The 15378-nt window shown below is 48.2% G+C and carries 11 protein-coding genes, 5 tRNA genes and 3 rRNA genes; 17 read left to right on the top strand and 2 right to left on the bottom strand.

Annotated elements, in window-relative coordinates:
* Positions 1-150: 150 nt before the first annotated feature.
* The 6 genes from CWC46_RS02445 to birA all read left to right on the top strand — a co-directional run bounded on the left by CWC46_RS02445 (position 151) and on the right by birA (position 7744).
* Positions 151-1693, top strand: a 16S ribosomal RNA gene (locus CWC46_RS02445).
* Positions 1694-1774: 81 nt separating this feature from the next.
* A tRNA-Glu gene (locus CWC46_RS02440) sits at positions 1775-1850 on the top strand.
* Between the two features lie 339 nt (positions 1851-2189).
* Positions 2190-5280: ribosomal RNA gene (locus tag CWC46_RS02435) — 23S ribosomal RNA — on the top strand.
* A 111-nt stretch (positions 5281-5391) separates the two neighbouring features.
* Positions 5392-5507: ribosomal RNA gene (gene rrf, locus CWC46_RS02430) — 5S ribosomal RNA — on the top strand.
* Together the 16S, 23S and 5S rRNA genes with 1 tRNA gene alongside form the textbook arrangement of a ribosomal RNA operon.
* A 243-nt stretch (positions 5508-5750) precedes the next feature.
* On the top strand, positions 5751-6788 hold the full coding sequence (murB, locus tag CWC46_RS02425; RefSeq protein ID WP_037381075.1) for a UDP-N-acetylmuramate dehydrogenase: 1038 nt from the start codon (positions 5751-5753) through the stop codon (positions 6786-6788).
* Positions 6785-7744, top strand: coding sequence for a bifunctional biotin--[acetyl-CoA-carboxylase] ligase/biotin operon repressor BirA (gene birA, locus CWC46_RS02420; RefSeq protein ID WP_021014043.1), 960 nt, complete (start codon positions 6785-6787; stop codon positions 7742-7744). The genes murB and birA overlap by 4 nt, the downstream gene beginning before the upstream one ends.
* Positions 7745-7776: 32 nt before the next feature.
* On the opposite strand, the gene coaA is transcribed toward birA, so the two are convergent.
* Both coaA and CWC46_RS02410 read right to left on the bottom strand, forming a co-directional pair.
* Positions 7777-8727 carry a type I pantothenate kinase gene (coaA, locus tag CWC46_RS02415; protein ID WP_021014044.1) on the bottom strand — a complete coding sequence of 317 codons (951 nt, stop codon included), beginning with the start codon at positions 8725-8727 and terminating at the stop codon, positions 7777-7779.
* Positions 8728-8945: 218 nt separating this feature from the next.
* Positions 8946-9494, bottom strand: coding sequence for a GNAT family N-acetyltransferase (locus tag CWC46_RS02410; protein WP_021014045.1), 549 nt, complete (start codon positions 9492-9494; stop codon positions 8946-8948).
* 383 nt (positions 9495-9877) lie between these two features.
* Between CWC46_RS02410 and CWC46_RS02405 the strand changes: the two genes are divergently transcribed.
* From CWC46_RS02405 to rplL, 11 genes are all read left to right on the top strand, one after another.
* A tRNA-Thr gene (locus tag CWC46_RS02405) sits at positions 9878-9953 on the top strand.
* Between the two features lie 16 nt (positions 9954-9969).
* Positions 9970-10054 (top strand) — tRNA-Tyr (locus CWC46_RS02400).
* A gap of 128 nt (positions 10055-10182) precedes the next feature.
* A tRNA-Gly gene (locus CWC46_RS02395) sits at positions 10183-10257 on the top strand.
* 6 nt (positions 10258-10263) lie between these two features.
* Positions 10264-10339, top strand: a tRNA-Thr gene (locus tag CWC46_RS02390).
* Between the two features lie 104 nt (positions 10340-10443).
* Entirely contained in the window at positions 10444-11628 is a 1185-nt protein-coding gene (gene tuf, locus CWC46_RS02385) for an elongation factor Tu (protein WP_021013352.1), read from the top strand.
* A 237-nt stretch (positions 11629-11865) separates the two neighbouring features.
* On the top strand, positions 11866-12249 hold the full coding sequence (gene secE, locus CWC46_RS02380; RefSeq protein WP_021014046.1) for a preprotein translocase subunit SecE: 384 nt from the start codon (positions 11866-11868) through the stop codon (positions 12247-12249).
* 1 nt (position 12250) lies between these two features.
* The gene (gene nusG, locus CWC46_RS02375; RefSeq protein WP_021014047.1) at positions 12251-12796 is read left to right on the top strand and encodes a transcription termination/antitermination protein NusG; all 546 of its coding nucleotides are present in this window, start codon (positions 12251-12253) and stop codon (positions 12794-12796) included.
* A gap of 161 nt (positions 12797-12957) precedes the next feature.
* On the top strand, positions 12958-13386 hold the full coding sequence (rplK, locus tag CWC46_RS02370) for a 50S ribosomal protein L11 (RefSeq protein ID WP_021014048.1): 429 nt from the start codon (positions 12958-12960) through the stop codon (positions 13384-13386).
* A gap of 3 nt (positions 13387-13389) precedes the next feature.
* Complete coding sequence (gene rplA / locus CWC46_RS02365) at positions 13390-14094, top strand: 50S ribosomal protein L1 (protein ID WP_021014049.1); 705 nt, start codon at positions 13390-13392, stop codon at positions 14092-14094.
* Positions 14095-14411: 317 nt separating this feature from the next.
* Positions 14412-14909, top strand: coding sequence for a 50S ribosomal protein L10 (gene rplJ, locus CWC46_RS02360; protein ID WP_021014050.1), 498 nt, complete (start codon positions 14412-14414; stop codon positions 14907-14909).
* A 66-nt stretch (positions 14910-14975) separates the two neighbouring features.
* Complete coding sequence (gene rplL, locus CWC46_RS02355) at positions 14976-15344, top strand: 50S ribosomal protein L7/L12 (protein ID WP_021014051.1); 369 nt, start codon at positions 14976-14978, stop codon at positions 15342-15344.
* Positions 15345-15378 lie beyond the last annotated feature (34 nt).

The raw sequence follows: 15378 nt of genomic DNA, 5'->3' as shown, positions 1-15378 counted from the left end.
TATAATCAGACAATCTGTGTGGGCACTCACAGGACCCTATCGTAATCAATACGAAAAGACTTGAAGAGTGACTGACAGTAAATTCATTACGAATAGACAGTTATAAATTCTTTGAGCATCGCTTCTTCGGAAGCACATCAAACAAATCTTAAATTGAAGAGTTTGATCATGGCTCAGATTGAACGCTGGCGGCAGGCCTAACACATGCAAGTCGAGCGGCAGCGGGGGGAAGCTTGCTTCCCCGCCGGCGAGCGGCGGACGGGTGAGTAATGTCTGGGGATCTGCCTGATGGAGGGGGATAACTACTGGAAACGGTAGCTAATACCGCATGACGTCGCAAGACCAAAGTGGGGGACCTTAGGGCCTCACGCCATTGGATGAACCCAGATGGGATTAGCTGGTAGGTGAGGTAATGGCTCACCTAGGCGACGATCTCTAGCTGGTCTGAGAGGATGACCAGCCACACTGGAACTGAGACACGGTCCAGACTCCTACGGGAGGCAGCAGTGGGGAATATTGCACAATGGGGGAAACCCTGATGCAGCCATGCCGCGTGTATGAAGAAGGCCTTCGGGTTGTAAAGTACTTTCAGCGGGGAGGAAGGGGAGCACTTTAATAGAGTGTTTCATTGACGTTACCCGCAGAAGAAGCACCGGCTAACTCCGTGCCAGCAGCCGCGGTAATACGGAGGGTGCAAGCGTTAATCGGAATGACTGGGCGTAAAGCGCACGCAGGCGGTCTGTTAAGTTGGATGTGAAATCCCCGGGCTTAACCTGGGAACTGCATTCAAAACTGACAGACTAGAGTCTCGTAGAGGGGGGTAGAATTCCAGGTGTAGCGGTGAAATGCGTAGAGATCTGGAGGAATACCGGTGGCGAAGGCGGCCCCCTGGACGAAGACTGACGCTCAGGTGCGAAAGCGTGGGGAGCAAACAGGATTAGATACCCTGGTAGTCCACGCTGTAAACGATGTCGACTTGAAGGTTGTGGCCTTGAGCCGTGGCTTTCGGAGCTAACGCGTTAAGTCGACCGCCTGGGGAGTACGGCCGCAAGGTTAAAACTCAAATGAATTGACGGGGGCCCGCACAAGCGGTGGAGCATGTGGTTTAATTCGATGCAACGCGAAGAACCTTACCTACTCTTGACATCCTCAGAAGAGACTGGAGACAGACTCGTGCCTTCGGGAACTGAGAGACAGGTGCTGCATGGCTGTCGTCAGCTCGTGTTGTGAAATGTTGGGTTAAGTCCCGCAACGAGCGCAACCCTTATCCTTTGTTGCCAGCGCGTAATGGCGGGAACTCAAGGGAGACTGCCGGTGATAAACCGGAGGAAGGTGGGGATGACGTCAAGTCATCATGGCCCTTACGAGTAGGGCTACACACGTGCTACAATGGCGCATACAAAGAGAAGCGAACTCGCGAGGGCAAGCGGACCTCATAAAGTGCGTCGTAGTCCGGATTGGAGTCTGCAACTCGACTCCATGAAGTCGGAATCGCTAGTAATCGTAGATCAGAATGCTACGGTGAATACGTTCCCGGGCCTTGTACACACCGCCCGTCACACCATGGGAGTGGGTTGCAAAAGAAGTAGGTAGCTTAACCTTCGGGAGGGCGCTTACCACTTTGTGATTCATGACTGGGGTGAAGTCGTAACAAGGTAACCGTAGGGGAACCTGCGGTTGGATCACCTCCTTACCAAAGATAGCCGTTGTGTGAAGTGCTCACACAGATTGTCTGATGAAAACAGAGCGCGCGTCAGCGAAGCCGACATGATGTGTCCCCTTCGTCTAGAGGCCTAGGACACCGCCCTTTCACGGCGGTAACAGGGGTTCGAATCCCCTAGGGGACGCCAAAAATGACAGTGGGTGAAAGGCACGGTCGACGATAACCTAAAGCTGATTAGCGATAGTCAGGTTTATGTTATTTGCTCTTTAACAATCTGGAACAAGCTGAAAATTGAAACGATACAGCGAAACCTGCCTTGATGGCGGGAGTTGGCTGTATCAGAGTCTCTCAAATAATCGCATCCCGGATATTCCGAATCGATGAATGAGCGAGCCCGATGAAGACAAGGCGTACCGCACGGAGGAAGCGCAGTGGACGTGATGTCCATGAGCATACCGAGTACGGCACAACGCAGTATTCATGAGGCGCAGCCATTCAGAAAAGAAGAAACACCTTCGGGTTGTGAGGTTAAGCGACTAAGCGTACACGGTGGATGCCTAGGCAGTCAGAGGCGATGAAGGGCGTGCTAATCTGCGAAAAGCGTCGGCAAGGTGATATGAACCGTTATACCCGACGATACCCGAATGGGGAAACCCAGTGTGTTTCGACACACTATCATGTCATGAATCCATAGTGACATGAGGCGAACCGGGGGAACTGAAACATCTCAGTACCCCGAGGAAAAGAAATCAACCGAGATTCCCCCAGTAGCGGCGAGCGAACGGGGAAGAGCCCAGAACCAGAATCAGTTTGTGCATCAGTGGAAGCGTCTGGAAAGTCGCACGGTACAGGGTGATAGTCCCGTACACAAAGATGCACTTGCTGTGAGTTCGACGAGTAGGGCGGGACACGAGATATCCTGTCTGAAGATGGGGGGACCATCCTCCAAGGCTAAATACTCCTGACTGACCGATAGTGAACCAGTACCGTGAGGGAAAGGCGAAAAGAACCCCGGCGAGGGGAGTGAAACAGAACCTGAAACCGTGTACGTACAAGCAGTGGGAGCCCCACCACCAAAGCATTCTCTGGTGATGAAGGCAGTGCAACAGCAGCATCGCGGTGGCGGCGCGTCTTTTGCGACGCCCAACACACAAGACAAGCGGTGAGTGCTTTGGGGTGGGGTGACTGCGTACCTTTTGTATAATGGGTCAGCGACTTATATTTTGTAGCAAGGTTAACCGAATAGGGGAGCCGCAGGGAAACCGAGTCTTAACTGGGCGTCAAGTTGCAAGGTATAGACCCGAAACCCGGTGATCTAGCCATGGGCAGGTTGAAGGTTGGGTAACACTAACTGGAGGACCGAACCGACTAATGTTGAAAAATTAGCGGATGACTTGTGGCTGGGGGTGAAAGGCCAATCAAACCGGGAGATAGCTGGTTCTCCCCGAAAGCTATTTAGGTAGCGCCTCGTGAAGTCATCTTCGGGGGTAGAGCACTGTTTCGACTAGGGGGCCATCCCGGCTTACCAACTCGATGCAAACTGCGAATACCGAAGAATGTTATCACGGGAGACACACGGCGGGTGCTAACGTCCGTCGTGAAGAGGGAAACAACCCAGACCGCCAGCTAAGGTCCCAAAGTCATGGTTAAGTGGGAAACGATGTGGGAAGGCCCAGACAGCCAGGATGTTGGCTTAGAAGCAGCCATCATTTAAAGAAAGCGTAATAGCTCACTGGTCGAGTCGGCCTGCGCGGAAGATGTAACGGGGCTAAACCATGCACCGAAGCTGCGGCAGCGGACATATCACTTAAGACAATTATGCGAAAACCGATTGACGGAGCGCCGCGACGTCAATGTGTTGATTACGTCGAGTTGACTTAAGGATATGTCCGTTGGGTAGGGGAGCGTTCTGTAAGCCGTTGAAGGTGGTCTGTGAGGATTGCTGGAGGTATCAGAAGTGCGAATGCTGACATAAGTAACGATAATGCGGGTGAAAAACCCGCACGCCGGAAGACCAAGGGTTCCTGTCCAACGTTAATCGGGGCAGGGTGAGTCGACCCCTAAGGCGAGGCCGAAAGGCGTAGTCGATGGGAAACAGGTTAATATTCCTGTACTGGGTGTTACTGCGAAGGGGGGACGGAGAAGGCTATGTTGGCCGGGCGACGGTTGTCCCGGTTTAAGCGTGTAGGTGGGTGCTCCAGGCAAATCCGGAGCGCTATTAACGCCGAGGCGTGATGACGAGGCACTACGGTGTCGAAGTGACAAATGCCACGCTTCCAGGAAAAGCCCCTAAGCATCAGGTAACATCGAATCGTACCCCAAACCGACACAGGTGGTCAGGTAGAGAATACTCAGGCGCTTGAGAGAACTCGGGTGAAGGAACTAGGCAAAATGGTGCCGTAACTTCGGGAGAAGGCACGCTGTGCGAGGTGAAGTCCCTGGCGGATGGAGCGTTGCGCAGTCGCAGATACCAGCTGGCTGCAACTGTTTACTAAAAACACAGCACTGTGCAAACACGAAAGTGGACGTATACGGTGTGACGCCTGCCCGGTGCCGGAAGGTTAATTGATGGGGTAAGCCGCAAGGCGAAGCTCTTGATCGAAGCCCCGGTAAACGGCGGCCGTAACTATAACGGTCCTAAGGTAGCGAAATTCCTTGTCGGGTAAGTTCCGACCTGCACGAATGGCGTAATGATGGCCAGGCTGTCTCCACCCGAGACTCAGTGAAATTGAACTCGCTGTGAAGATGCAGTGTACCCGCGGCAAGACGGAAAGACCCCGTGAACCTTTACTATAGCTTGACACTGAACCTTGAGCCTTGATGTGTAGGATAGGTGGGAGGCTTTGAAGCGTGGACGCCAGTCTGCGTGGAGCCAACCTTGAAATACCACCCTTTGATGTTTGATGTTCTAACGTGGGCCCGTAAACCGGGTTGCGGACAGTGTCTGGTGGGTAGTTTGACTGGGGCGGTCTCCTCCCAAAGAGTAACGGAGGAGTACGAAGGTTAGCTAATCCTGGTCGGACATCAGGAGGTTAGTGCAAAGGCATAAGCTAGCTTGACTGCGAGAGTGACGGCTCGAGCAGGTGCGAAAGCAGGTCTTAGTGATCCGGTGGTTCTGAATGGAAGGGCCATCGCTCAACGGATAAAAGGTACTCCGGGGATAACAGGCTGATACCGCCCAAGAGTTCATATCGACGGCGGTGTTTGGCACCTCGATGTCGGCTCATCACATCCTGGGGCTGAAGTAGGTCCCAAGGGTATGGCTGTTCGCCATTTAAAGTGGTACGCGAGCTGGGTTTAGAACGTCGTGAGACAGTTCGGTCCCTATCTGCCGTGGGCGTTGGAAGATTGAGGGGGGTTGCTCCTAGTACGAGAGGACCGGAGTGAACGCACCACTGGTGTACGGGTTGTGATGCCAATTGCATTGCCCGGTAGCTACGTGCGGAAGAGATAACCGCTGAAAGCATCTAAGCGGGAAACTTGCCCCGAGATGAGTCTTCCCTGGGCCTTAAAGGCCCCTGAAGGGACGTTTAAGACGAAGACGTTGATAGGCTGGGTGTGTAAGCGCAGCGATGCGTTGAGCTGACCAGTACTAATGACCCGAGAGGCTTAACCTTACAACACCGAAGGTGTTTTGGAAGAGAGACGCAAAGATATTTTCAGCGATGTTCCGAGATTGGTTCTGATGGTTGCGCGGGAGTGTGACGGTTGGAATGAAACAGAATTTGCCTGGCGGCGATAGCGCGGTGGTCCCACCTGACCCCATGCCGAACTCAGCAGTGAAACGCCGTAGCGCCGATGGTAGTGTGGGGTCTCCCCATGTGAGAGTAGGGAACTGCCAGGCATTCAACAAGACGAAGCCCTCTGTGAAAGCAGAGGGCTTTTTCACGTCGGTAATGTTGATGCAGCCGGCATGCGCGATGGGATATCTGCCCAGCATGCTGTCGCCGGGTCAGTATCAAATAACGGCAAACCTTCAGTGGATATTGTGGGTTTTGGCTTTTTCGTAGAGTTATTATTCTTCCTCAAAATAATTTATCTGAATCAGGTAGACTATGGATATCTGAATTGCTGAGTGTTGAATATTATCATGAACTCTGCCACATCTTTAAAACAACTCAATTCTTTCTCTCTACCTGTCTGTGCTGCAGATGTAGTCGTTGCTAAAACTCGGGAACAGTTGATTTTTGCCTGGAATCGAGCAAAGACACTTCAACAACCAGCCCTAATCTTAGGGGAGGGAAGTAATGTCCTTTTTCTGGAAGATTTTTCAGGTAGCGTGATCCTGAATAGAATTAAACATATTGAAATAGAAGAAAAGGATATAGCCTGGGATCTACATGTAGGGGCTGGGGAAAACTGGCATCATTTGGTTGAATATACTCTGAACTGCAATATCGCCGGTCTAGAGAATCTTGCATTAATTCCTGGTTGTGTAGGTTCAGCACCTATTCAGAATATTGGGGCCTATGGCGTTGAATTAAAAAAATTTTGTTCATATGTGGATCTGTTAGATCTTAATTCTGGTATAACAAATCGGCTGACTGCAAACGAGTGTCAGTTTGGTTACCGTGAAAGTATTTTTAAGCATCAGTATCGTAATGGGTTTGCAATTACTGCTGTAGGATTAAGTTTGAAAAAAGCATGGGAACCTGTATTGGAATATGGCACTTTGACCTGCCTTGATACTCAAACTATAACACCAAAGCAAATTTTTGACGCTGTGTGCGACATGCGGCGTAGTAAATTACCTGATCCTGATATTATTGGAAATGCGGGAAGTTTTTTTAAAAATCCAGTAATTAGTGAGCAGCAAGCAGTCGAGTTATTAAAGAGATATCCTCGGGCTCCCCATTATCCTCAACCTGGTGGTGATGTTAAAATTGCAGCCGGATGGCTTATAGATCAATGTAATCTGAAAGGATTTCAGATTGGTGGCGCTGCTGTACATAATCAGCAGGCTCTGGTATTGATTAATCGAAATGAAGCAACAAGCCAGGATATTGTCAACCTGGCGCATTATGTTTTACTTCAGGTCGCTGAGAAATTTGATATATGGTTGGAACCAGAGGTGAGGTTTATTGCCCATGATGGTGAAGTTAATGCCATGGAGGTTCTATCATGAAAGATAATACTGTTCCGCTTAAGATTATTTCCATTTTATCTGATGGAGAGTTTTACTCAGGAGAATATTTGGGTGAATTGCTGGGGATGAGTCGAGCTGCAATTAACAAACATATTCAAACTATCCGTGAATGGGGTATCGACGTATTTACTGTTACAGGTAAAGGTTATTGTTTCCCTACGAAGATGCAACTACTTAGTGAAGAGAAAATCCTGAATTCACTAAATGAAGGCCGGGTAACCGTCTTGCCTGTGATCGACTCTACGAATCAGTATCTGCTGGATCGCTTTGACTCACTCTCATCAGGTGATGCGTGTGTTGCCGAATATCAACAGGCGGGGCGTGGGCGTCGTGGCAGAAGATGGTTTTCACCGTTTGGTGCCAATCTTTATTTGTCTATGTATTGGCGTCTGGAGCAAGGACCCGCTGCGGCAATAGGAGTGAGTTTGGTTATCGGCATTATTATGGCGGAAGTGTTACACAGTTTGGGAGCTGACGGTGTTCGTGTAAAATGGCCTAATGATCTTTATTTAAAGGATCGCAAATTAGCCGGCATTTTAGTCGAACTCAATGGTCGTACGGGTGATGTGGCCCATTTGGTCATTGGCGCAGGGATTAATCTATGCATGCGTGAGCCAGATTTAGATGTGATCAATCAAGGATGGATTAATTTGCAGGAGGTTGGCGTTAATATCGACAGGAACATTCTTTCCGCTAGGCTTATAACGGAATTACGTGCGGCATTAATATTATTTGAACAAAAAGGGCTTGACCCTTTTATTCATCGTTGGAAATTTCTAGATAATTTCTATAATCGTCCCGTTAAGTTGATTGTCGGTAATCGTGAAATAAAGGGCATTGATAGAGGGATTAATAGTCAGGGAGCCTTACTCCTGGAGCAGGATGGAGTAATAACGCCTTATATAGGCGGTGAGATTTCTCTGAGAGGAATGTAATTATATAAAGGGGATTGATAGCCCCTCTTATATTATTTACGCAGACTAACATATTTGACGGCATGATTTTCGCTTTTCGTCATTATTAAACTGGCTCTTTCTCGTGTGGGAAGAATATTCTGTTTAAGATTAAGGCCATTAATCTCTTGCCAAAGTTGTGAAGCAATTTCTACCGCTTCTTTTTCTGTTAATTTTGCATAATTATGGAAATAGGAATCAGGGTTAGTAAAAGCGCCTTGTCTGAATTTCAGAAAGCGATTGATATACCAACTTTTTAACAATATTTCTGGTGCATCGACGTAAATAGAAAAATCAACAAAATCAGATACAAAAACGCGATGTGGATCATGAGGATAGTTCATCCCACTTTGTAGAACATTCAGCCCTTCAAGAATGAGAATGTCAGGTTGTTCTATGATTTTATAACATCCAGGTACAATATCATAAGTCAGATGGGAATAAGCAGGTGCGGTGACACGGGAATACCCGGATTTAATATCTGAAACGAATCTCACCAAACTATGTATATCATAGGATTGGGGAAATCCTTTCTTTTTCATTAGATCTCTTTCTTTGAGCACTTTGTTAGGATGTAGAAAACCATCAGTAGTAATTAATTCGACACTGCGATGTTCTGGCCAACGGCTCAATAATGCTTGTAATACACGGGCAGTCGTACTTTTACCAACCGCCACACTCCCGGCAATACCAATGATATAGGGGATTTTCTGTCCATCAGTACCCAGAAATTGTTCCAGAACCGCCTGACGGCGCAGGTTAGAACTGATATAGAAATTCAGTAAACGAGATAATGGCAGGTAAATCTCAGCAACTTCATCCAAGGATAGATCTTCATTAATACCTTTAAGTTTAACTATATCCTCTTCCGTCAGTGTCAATGGCACGGAATCACGTAAGGTAGCCCATTGCTGACGATCAAATTGCAGATAAGGCGTTGCCAAAGATTGCTTTCTATTTCTCATAAATGTGCTTCTGCCTACCAGTACAGATTAAGAAAGGGGATCTATCAGCCAGTACGTTGAGATAAGACTCTCTGTTTCGCTGGCTAAATGGATACCATTGTAACCTTTCTTTAAGTAATTAAGTGCATGACAGGCAGGTTACCATCAGGAGGGTAAAAAAAAGAAGCAGAAATCAGTGGGAAGATCGGCACCTTATTTCCTTAAGGTACCGGTTAATGCTAGCTCGCTAGCGATCGTTCCATACGATTAACGGCAAACAGACGCTTATAATAAATGGCTGTCGGATGGTAATAGCCATTTGGCGAGCTGGCATAGTCAGGAAGTTCTCCTAGATAGCGATACCTTTGTGAACGGTAAAAAGACTCGGCTGGGGAGCCTGCCTGAGTGTCCAGATAAAGTAATCCACGCCGGTATTGTAGTGCGGCCTTTTCAAGAGTGGAGAGTAATTGCTTACCTATTCCTTGCCTGCGAGCATGGCTATGCACAAGTAACTTTTGAATTTCAGCGCGGTTTTGCCCATTTGATTTCTGACACAGTTCAAGCTGTATACTACCCACTACACCATCAGCGTTACGCGCTATCCATAGAAGGCGTTCTCCCTCTGCAACTGAAGGCCTTAAACCATGTACATATCTTTCCGCCTCTTCATGAGAAAATGGGGTTTCGTATCCTACCGAAGCTCCTTCTGTGACAGCATCCACCAATAAGTTGGCTAACTCATAACGATAAACCGGGAGAGTCGCGACATTAAGTAATACTATCTTCATGGAGTCTCTCCTGGATTAAGGGTTAATGAGTTACTGAGTTACTGAGTTACTTCTAATAATAAGCAATAATCGTTCCAGTATGTAGTTAGGTAAATGACAGGGAAATTCCCTACACTATGCCAGAGAGCATTGTATCTGGGTGTGCAGTTGCCCTCTTTTGGTGCGGGGAAGATATATGCAATGGGGGCATGACCGGCTTTCGGTTTTGGCATGAATACGGTATTTTTCTGTATCGAATTCTCTCTTGCCGCTTATTTGCACAAATCATTGACGGCAATGTGAAACAACGTTCATTTTTGTGCAAAATCTAAGCGATAGTGCATTTTCCGCAATTTTTTTGTTGCATAGGCGGTTCTGTCTACCTAGAATGCGCAGCACTTGATGCCGGCTTAGCTCAGTAGGTAGAGCAACTGACTTGTAATCAGTAGGTCGCCAGTTCGATTCCGGCAGCCGGCACCATCAAGTATAGTAATCAGGTGGGGTTCCCGAGCGGCCAAAGGGAGCAGACTGTAAATCTGCCGTCACAGACTTCGAAGGTTCGAATCCTTCCCCCACCACCAAATCCAATCCGGTAATAGGATAAAATCGATACGGTATATATTCAAAAGCCGAATCGAAAAAGTAGAGTATAAGTCGTACTTTGCTTTTGTAGAGTTTACGGAGAAGTCAGGTAGCCGAGTTCTAGGATGCGGGCATCGTATAATGGCTATTACCTCAGCCTTCCAAGCTGATGATGTGGGTTCGATTCCCACTGCCCGCTCCATAATGTGCTGATATAGCTCAGTTGGTAGAGCGCACCCTTGGTAAGGGTGAGGTCGGCAGTTCGAATCTGCCTATCAGCACCACTCCTTTATTTTCCTCCTGATTTTTTCTGTTAAAAACTTAACAAGTGATTACTTGGTTAATGTGGTGATACCACCGATTTATCCGTGTCTTAGAGGGACAATCGATGTCTAAAGAAAAATTTGAACGTACAAAACCGCACCTTAACGTCGGTACTATCGGCCACGTTGACCATGGTAAAACAACGCTGACTGCTGCTATCACAAGTGTTCTGGCTAAAACCTACGGTGGCCAGGCTCGTGCATTCGACCAAATCGATAACGCGCCGGAAGAAAAAGCACGTGGTATCACCATCAACACTTCTCATGTTGAATATGATACCCCGACTCGTCACTACGCACACGTTGACTGCCCAGGGCATGCTGACTATGTGAAAAACATGATCACCGGTGCTGCCCAGATGGATGGCGCGATCCTGGTGGTTGCCGCGACTGACGGCCCGATGCCTCAGACCCGTGAGCACATCCTGCTGGCTCGTCAGGTTGGTGTTCCGTACATCATCGTGTTCCTGAACAAATGTGACATGGTTGATGACGAAGAACTGCTGGAACTGGTAGAGATGGAAGTGCGTGAGCTGCTGTCTCAGTACGATTTCCCGGGTGATGACACTCCGGTAATTCGCGGTTCTGCGCTGAAAGCGTTGGAAGGCGACGCTGAGTGGGAAGCCAAAATCATTGAGCTGGCGGAAGCCCTGGATACCTATATTCCAGAACCTGAACGTGCGATTGACAGACCGTTCCTGCTGCCGATTGAAGATGTATTCTCCATCTCTGGTCGCGGTACGGTAGTGACGGGTCGTGTAGAACGCGGCGTCATCAAAGTGGGTGAAGAAGTTGAAATCGTGGGTATCAAAGACACCACGAAAACCACGTGTACCGGTGTTGAAATGTTCCGTAAATTGCTGGACGAAGGCCGTGCGGGTGAGAACGTTGGTGTTCTGCTGCGTGGTACCAAGCGTGATGAAGTGGAACGTGGTCAGGTACTGGCTAAACCGGGTTCAATCAAGCCGCATACGCAGTTTGAATCAGAAGTTTATATTCTGAGCAAGGATGAAGGAGGCCGTCATACGCCGTTCTTCAAAGGCTATCGTCCACAGTTCTATTTCCGTACGACTGATGTCACGGGGACGATCGAACTGCCGGAAGGCGTAGAGATGGTAATGCCGGGCGACAACATCAAGATGGTAGTAAACCTGATTGCGCCAATCGCAATGGACGACGGTTTGCGTTTTGCTATCCGTGAAGGCGGCCGTACAGTAGGTGCTGGCGTTGTTGCTAAAGTTATCGCTTAATTGCTGATAAAATTTGACGCGACATGCGGTAAAAGGGCATCATTTGATGCCCTTTTTCTACGCTGTCATGGTAGAACCTATCTCATCAGCGATTGTGAAGTATAATCATTGGTGAGATAGGCTCTGTAGAAACGGCGTAAATCCCGAATTGTTTTATTCAAGAACAGTTTTCGGTCTGGTTTGCCCTAGATTGCAGGGCAAAGATTATTTGTCTGAATTATTGTGACAGGTTGGTTTATGAGTGCGAATACCGAAGCTCAGGGCAGCGGGCGTGGCCTGGAGATGTTTAAATGGCTGGTAGTAGCTGTTTTGCTGGTCGCTGCTATTGTAGGTAACTATTACTACCGCGAGTTCAGTTTACCGCTACGTGCATTGGTTGTTGTCATCCTAATTGCTATTGCTGGTGGTATAGCGTTGCTTACTACCAAAGGCAAGGCAACAGTCCTGTTTGCTCGTGAAGCTCGTACCGAAGTACGTAAGGTCATATGGCCAACACGCCAGGAAACGCTACACACTACGCTGATTGTTGCTGCAGTTACTGCCGTTATGTCACTGATTCTGTGGGGATTGGACGGTATCTTAGTCCGTCTGGTGTCGTTGATTACTGGCCTGAGGTTCTAAAATGTCTGAAGCTCCAAAGAAACGTTGGTACGTCGTTCAGGCGTTTTCTGGTTTTGAAAGTCGTGTTGCCCAATCATTGCGTGAACACATTAAACTTCAGAACATGGAAGATCACTTTGGTGAAGTGATGGTCCCAACAGAAGAAGTGGTGGAAATCCGTGGTGGACAGCGCCGTAAAAGTGAGCGTAAATTTTTCCCCGGTTATGTGCTGGTGCAGATGACAATGGATGACGCTAGCTGGCATTTGGTACGTAGCGTGCCGCGTGTCATGGGATTCATTGGCGGAACGTCTGATCGCCCGGCACCTATTAGCGACAAAGAAGTCGATGCCATTATGAATCGCCTGCAACAGGTTGGTGATAAACCGCGTCCGAAAACGCTATTTGAGCCGGGTGAAATGGTTCGTGTTAATGATGGTCCATTTGCCGATTTTAACGGTGTGGTCGAAGAAGTTGATTACGAGAAAAGTCGCCTGAAAGTATCTGTTTCTATCTTTGGTCGTGCAACGCCGGTAGAATTGGACTTTGGTCAGGTTGAGAAAGGCTAGTAGCGCCTTCGTCGAATAAAAATTGCTGCTTGTATCTGGCGCGAAATTGACCTACAATTTCGCGCCTTTGTTTTATGTGCCAGCAGGCACATAATATAAACTGTTTATAACTGCGGGGAGCTTTATTTTTAAAGCGCTATTACCCATTCGAGGAAAGTTAAATGGCCAAGAAAGTTCAAGCCTACGTTAAGCTGCAGGTTGCAGCTGGTATGGCTAACCCGAGCCCGCCAGTCGGTCCGGCTTTGGGTCAGCAGGGTGTTAATATCATGGAATTCTGTAAGGCATTCAACGCTAAGACTGACAGCGTTGAAAAAGGCCTGCCGATTCCGGTTGTTATCACTGTTTATTCTGACCGTTCCTTCACCTTCGTTACCAAAACGCCGCCAGCCGCAGTGCTGTTGAAAAAAGCGGCTGGTATCAAGTCTGGTTCCGGTAAACCGAACAAAGACAAAGTCGGTAAAGTAACCCGTGCTCAGGTACGTGAAATCGCAGAAACCAAAGCTGCGGACATGACTGGTGCTGACGTGGAGGCCATGTCGCGCTCCATTGAAGGTACTGCTCGTTCCATGGGCCTGGTAGTGGAGGATTAATAAATGGCTAAGCTGACCAAGCGCATGCGCGTGATCCGTGAAAAAGTTGATGTGACCAAACAATATGACATCAACGAAGCTGTTGCTCTGCTCAAAGAGCTGGCCACCGCTAAATTTGTCGAAAGTGTGGATGTTGCTGTTAACCTCGGCATCGATGCACGTAAATCTGATCAGAACGTACGTGGTGCAACTGTTCTGCCGCATGGCACTGGACGTACTGTACGTGTCGCTGTGTTTGCTCAAGGTGCAAACGCTGAAGCGGCTAAAGCTGCTGGTGCTGACCTGATAGGTATGGACGATCTGGCTGATCAGATCAAAAAAGGCGAAATGAATTTCGACGTAGTTATCGCTTCTCCGGATGCAATGCGCGTTGTCGGCCAATTAGGCCAGATTCTGGGACCACGTGGTCTGATGCCAAACCCGAAAGTGGGTACTGTGACGCCTAACGTTGCTGAAGCAGTTAAAAATGCTAAAGCCGGTCAGGTTCGTTACCGTAACGACAAGAACGGTATCATCCATACCACGATAGGTAAGGTTGATTTCGATTCTGACAAACTGAAAGAAAACCTGGAGTCTCTGTTGATTGCGCTGAAAAAAGCGAAGCCAGCTCAGGCGAAAGGCGTGTACATCAAGAAAGTCAGTCTGTCGACCACGATGGGTGCTGGTGTTGCCATCGATCAGAGTGGCCTGAACGCTGTTGCAGGCTGATAGCTTTTGTTTTTCTTTACCGGGACGTGAGATTTCTTTATAATCTTACGCCCGTTGTTCCATTAAGGAACAAAAACGAATTTTCGGTTGGAGCCTGGCCTAATCCAGGCCTCCGTCCAAGACCGCAGGTGTTTCGTAAGAAACTTAATCTTCCTGCGTAGACGGTGACAGAGCCTAAAGAACATTTTTTCTTTATTTTTATAGAAATAGTCTTTGCTGGATTCTGCTCACCGTGTTTTAACGCCTGTTCGCTATTTTGGTGTCAGGTGAAGTGAGTTCCGGAGAATTTCTCCGGCTAAATCCAGGAGCAAAAGCTAATGGCATTAAATCTTCAAGACAAACAAGCGATTGTTGCTGAAGTCAGTGAAGTGGCCAAAGGCGCGCAGTCTGCGGTTGTTGCGGATTCTCGTGGCGTTACCGTAGATAAAATGACCGAACTGCGTAAAGCAGGTCGTGAAGCTGGCGTATACATGCGTGTTGTTCGCAACACCCTGCTGCGTCGCGTCGTTGAAGGCACTCAATTTGAATGCCTGAAAGACACGTTTGTTGGTCCAACCTTGATTGCATATTCTATGGAACACCCGGGTGCTGCTGCCCGTTTGTTCAAAGAGTTCGCCAAAGCGAATGCAAAATTTGAGGTTAAAGCTGCAGCCTTTGAAGGTGAGTTGATTCCGGCGGCTCAAATTGACCGTCTAGCAACGCTGCCGACTTACGAAGAAGCACTGGCACGTCTGATGTCGACCATGAAAGAAGCCGCTGCCGGCAAACTGGTCCGTACTCTGGCTGCTGTTCGCGACCAGAAAGAAGCTGCTTAATTGCACTTTTTCTGTTATCGGATTTGCTAACGTATAAACTATTTCTGATTCTTAGGAACAATTGTTATGTCTATCACTAAAGACCAAATTCTGGAAGCAGTAGCAGCGATGTCTGTTATGGACGTTGTTGATCTGGTTTCTGCAATGGAAGAAAAATTCGGCGTTTCTGCTGCGGCTGCTGTAGCTGTTGCTGCTGCGGGTCCGGCTGAAGCTGCTGAAGAAAAAACTGAGTTCGATGTTATCCTGTCTGCTATCGGTGCTAACAAAGTTGCGGTTATCAAAGCCGTTCGTAGCGCAAGTGGCCTGGGCCTGAAAGAAGCCAAAGATCTGGTTGAATCTGCACCGGCTGTTGTTAAAGAAGCTATCAGCAAAGATGACGCTGAAGCTCTGAAAAAATCCCTGGAAGAAGCTGGTGCTTCTGTTGAAGTTAAATAAGTTTAACTTCCAGGTTGCAGCCTGACTTAATCAG

This window comes from Prodigiosinella confusarubida, from assembly GCF_002847015.1.
GTDB lineage: Bacteria > Pseudomonadota > Gammaproteobacteria > Enterobacterales > Enterobacteriaceae > Prodigiosinella > Prodigiosinella aquatilis.
Note: the sequence above shows the minus strand (reverse complement) of the source record. Positions and strands in the feature narration are given on the sequence as shown.

Excerpts from the sequence above, each read along its gene's own strand:
- birA (WP_021014043.1), top strand. The coding sequence starts at position 6,785 with ATGAAAGATAATACTGTTCCGCTTAAGATTATTTCCATTTTATCTGAT.
- tuf (WP_021013352.1), top strand. The coding sequence starts at position 10,444 with ATGTCTAAAGAAAAATTTGAACGTACAAAACCGCACCTTAACGTCGGT.
- rplJ (WP_021014050.1), top strand. The coding sequence starts at position 14,412 with ATGGCATTAAATCTTCAAGACAAACAAGCGATTGTTGCTGAAGTCAGT.
- CWC46_RS02410 (WP_021014045.1), bottom strand. The coding sequence starts at position 9,494 with ATGAAGATAGTATTACTTAATGTCGCGACTCTCCCGGTTTATCGTTAT.
- nusG (WP_021014047.1), top strand. The coding sequence starts at position 12,251 with ATGTCTGAAGCTCCAAAGAAACGTTGGTACGTCGTTCAGGCGTTTTCT.
- rplK (WP_021014048.1), top strand. The coding sequence starts at position 12,958 with ATGGCCAAGAAAGTTCAAGCCTACGTTAAGCTGCAGGTTGCAGCTGGT.
- secE (WP_021014046.1), top strand. The coding sequence starts at position 11,866 with ATGAGTGCGAATACCGAAGCTCAGGGCAGCGGGCGTGGCCTGGAGATG.
- rplL (WP_021014051.1), top strand. The coding sequence starts at position 14,976 with ATGTCTATCACTAAAGACCAAATTCTGGAAGCAGTAGCAGCGATGTCT.
- coaA (WP_021014044.1), bottom strand. The coding sequence starts at position 8,727 with ATGAGAAATAGAAAGCAATCTTTGGCAACGCCTTATCTGCAATTTGAT.
- rplA (WP_021014049.1), top strand. The coding sequence starts at position 13,390 with ATGGCTAAGCTGACCAAGCGCATGCGCGTGATCCGTGAAAAAGTTGAT.